This is a genomic window from Nocardia abscessus NBRC 100374, from assembly GCF_000308455.1.
GTDB classification, from domain to species: domain Bacteria; phylum Actinomycetota; class Actinomycetes; order Mycobacteriales; family Mycobacteriaceae; genus Nocardia; species Nocardia abscessus.
Map to the genome: position 1 here is coordinate 1 of NZ_BAFP01000054.1, position 3231 is coordinate 3231.

4 protein-coding genes are annotated in these 3231 nt (G+C 69.7%); all 4 read left to right on the top strand.

Translation table 11 applies throughout. From position 1 onward, the window contains the following. A partial coding sequence (locus tag ON19_RS10810; RefSeq protein ID WP_043689701.1) for a phenylalanine--tRNA ligase subunit beta-related protein occupies window positions 1-522 on the top strand: 522 nt, incomplete at its 5' end. 213 nt (window positions 523-735) lie between these two features. After that, window positions 736-1503, top strand: a complete 768-nt coding sequence (locus ON19_RS10815) for an alpha/beta hydrolase (RefSeq protein WP_043689703.1) — start codon at window positions 736-738, stop codon at window positions 1501-1503. Window positions 1504-1542: 39 nt separating this feature from the next. After that, window positions 1543-2061: a PspA/IM30 family protein gene (locus tag ON19_RS39705; RefSeq protein WP_043689705.1), complete on the top strand. Its 519-nt coding sequence runs from the start codon at window positions 1543-1545 to the stop codon at window positions 2059-2061. 43 nt (window positions 2062-2104) lie between these two features. After that, window positions 2105-3127, top strand: coding sequence for a hypothetical protein (locus ON19_RS10825; RefSeq protein ID WP_043689707.1), 1023 nt, complete (start codon window positions 2105-2107; stop codon window positions 3125-3127). The last annotated feature ends 104 nt before the right edge of the window (window positions 3128-3231 follow it).

Consider the following 3231-nt stretch of genomic DNA (forward strand, 5'->3'; position numbering starts at 1 on the left):
GCCGACGCGGTCGCCGATGCGGCGGGTGTGACCATCGAGCGCCGTCCGGTGGCGCATCTGCCCTGGCACCCCGGCCGTTGCGCCGAGCTGCTGGTGGACGGAACGGTCATCGGCTACGCGGGTGAACTGCACCCCGCCGTGCTGGAACGTTCCGGCCTGCCCGCGCGCACCTGCGCCGTCGAGCTCGACCTGGACGCGTTACCGCTGCTGGAAGCCCGGCCGGTGCCGACGGTGTCGCCGTTCCCCGCCGTGCTGCAGGACGTCTCGGTGAGCGTCGAGAAGACGATTCCGGCGGCGTCCGTCCAGGCGGCGCTGCGCACCGGCGGCGGCGAGCTGCTGGAGGACATCGCGCTGTTCGATGTGTACGAGGGCGCCCAGGCGGGCGAGGGCCGCAAGTCGCTCACCTATGCCCTGCGTTTCCGCGCCACCGACCGGACCCTCACCGAAGACGAGGCCAGTGCGGCGCGCGACGCGGCCGTCGCGGCGGCGGCCGACGCGGTGGGTGCGGTACTGCGCAGCTGATCCGAAGTTTGCGTGACAACGGGACCGTGCGACCGGAGGGACGCACGGTCTCCGTTGTCCTCCCGCCCCTTGGCTACGTCGAGCAGCGCCCTCACGCCCGATCGATGCGCCGGCCGGCTCGGCCCGCCCGAGACGTTTTCGCCAGGACGGCTCGACCCGTCTTGCGGCCACCCACCGCCCTCGTCCCGCTCGCCCAAGAGTAAGAACGTGGGCATGCGACACCCGGCCAGTCCGATCCTCAACGCGCTGACCTACCTGCCGGAGCGGACCGTGCTGCAGACCCCGGCGCTGCTCGGCATGGAGTACGCCGATCTCTTCCTGCCCACCTCGGACGGGCAGATCGTGCACGCCTGGTGGATGCCCGCGCGGGATTCGGTCGGGCACATCCTGTTCGCGCACGGCAACGCGGGCAACATCGGCGACCGGGTGCCGATCTTCGCGTTGCTCACCGAGGCCGGTTTCGACGTGCTGGCCTTCGACTACCGCGGGTACGGTCGCAGCACCGGGAAGCCCACCGAACGCGGCACCTACCTCGACGCCCGCGCCGCGCGGGAGGCATTGCTGGCCCAACCCGGGGTCGACCCCAACCGAGTGCTGTACCTGGGCAAATCGCTCGGCGGCGGCGTCGTCCTCGAGCTGGCGCAACACCATCCGCCCGCCGGAGTGATGCTGATGTCCACCTTCACCGGCCTTCGCGACGCCGCTCGCTCGGTGTATCCGTTCCTGCCCGCACCGCTGGTCCCGAACGCCTATCCGAACGAACGCCGCATCCGCGCGCTGCGCGCCCCGGTCCTGATCATGCACGGCGACCAGGACGAACTGCTGCCGCTACGGCACGCGCAACGGCTCTACGCCGCGGCGCGGGAGCCGAAACGGCTCGTCGTGTTTCCCGGCGCCGGGCACAACGACCTGATCGTCGTCGGCGGCTCGACCTGGTACGACCTCGTGCGTGACTGGGCGGGTGCGCAGGTGCGGTCGTGAACCGCGTGCGGTCGGGTCCCGGCTGCGTAGCCTGGCGGTATGAGTGACGACAGCGAGATCGTGAGCCGGTTGGCCGGCCTGTCCGACGCGGAGCTGGCGGGTGTCCTGCTGGTCGCGACGGCGGCGCGCCCCGGGTTCGCGGCGGTCCACGCGGCGCTGATAGGGCTGCTGGAGACGGGTGATGCGATCGCCGCGCCGGATGTGACTCCTGCCACCCCGCCCGGCGCGCCTGTGCCTCCTGGGCAGCCGACGGAGATATCCGGCCAGGTCGGCGGCAGTTCTGCGGTACCGGCGGTACCGGTACCGCCGCCGGGTATGCCGAGTGTCGCCGCGAGCGGCGGATATTCGGCCTCCGGCGTTCCTACTTTCGAGTCAGTTCGCGATAAGGTCGAGCAGCGCTACGGCACCGCGCAGGGGATGGGCGAACTCGACCGGCAGACTCCCGCGGGCCGCAGCGTGGACGAACAATGGCAGGCGCGCGAGAAAGCCGCGCGAGAGCGGCTGGACCGGATACGGAAATCGTTGCGCGACAACGACGTCGACCCGAACCAGCCGTGATCCCGGCCGGGCGCGCCGGACGAGCAGTGATGGGTGGAATTCGATGAGCGAGCCGCGTGAGATCGCCGAACGGCTACTGGACGCCCAGGTGGAATTCCTGCTCGCGGAGGTGAGTGGTGAGCGTTTCGCCGAGGTGATCGCACGCGACACCGAAGCGGTGCTCACGGTCGCCGACACACTGGTCTTCCGGGACGTCGTCGAGATCGACCAGGCCAAGCAGACGGTGCGCACCATCGTCGAGCTGATCGGCGGCAGCCCGGTGATCGCCGACATGGTCGGGGTGTTCGCCGACTCCATCTACGACCACATCGCCGCCAACCACGACTACCGGCTCGGCGAGGTGGTCGACCGCGAGCCGGTCGAGGCACTGCTGGAGAAGATCTTCGGCATGCACCAGGCGCAGGAACGCATCCTGGACCGGCTCACCGAGAGCCCGCTGGTGGCCACCGTCGCCTCGAAGTTCGTGGACAAGCTGATCAACGACTTCATGCAGGCCAACCGGGAGCGCGCCGAGAAGATCCCGGGCGTCTCCTCGCTGATGTCGCTGGGCCAGTCCGCGGCCAACCGCGCCAAGAAGGCCGCCGCCGACAGCACCTTCGTCGGCGATCTCGCGGGCAAGGGCGCGCTGTTCGCGCTCAAGCGCACCAACAACGCCATCCGTGAAATGCTGCGCGACGCGCCGGTGCACGACGCCGCGATGGAGTTCTGGGATCTGCACGCCGACGAACCGGTCAGCGGGCTGCGCGACTACCTCACCCAGGCAGACCTCAACGAGCTGGCGCTGCTGTGCTACGAAATCGCGGTCACCACCCGCGAGAAGGAGTACTTCGGCCTGCTCGTGGACGAGTGCGTCGAGGTGTTCTTCACCAAGTACGGCGATTACACCCTGGCCGCCATGCTGCCCGAACTCGGTCTCACCGGTGACGACATCGCCAGGGAGATCCTGCGCTACGGCCCGGCGGTCATCGAGGGCGCGAAGCGAGAAGGAGTGCTCGCCGGGCTGATCCGCGAACGCCTCGCGCCGTTCTACACCTCGGACGCCGTTCTCGACATCCTGAGTGTTTGAGCGGGTGTTGTTTTCCAGCGCCTGCGGCGCTGGGTGTTCGCGGCCCCTTTGTGGCTCGCGTCCGAGCGGCCGCCGCTTGCTCCTTCGTCGCGGACGCGGCGGCC

Coding starts and splice junctions, on each gene's coding strand:
- ON19_RS10815 (WP_043689703.1), top strand. CDS start 736: ATGCGACACCCGGCCAGTCCGATCCTCAACGCGCTGACCTACCTGCCG.
- ON19_RS10825 (WP_043689707.1), top strand. CDS start 2,105: ATGAGCGAGCCGCGTGAGATCGCCGAACGGCTACTGGACGCCCAGGTG.
- ON19_RS39705 (WP_043689705.1), top strand. CDS start 1,543: ATGAGTGACGACAGCGAGATCGTGAGCCGGTTGGCCGGCCTGTCCGAC.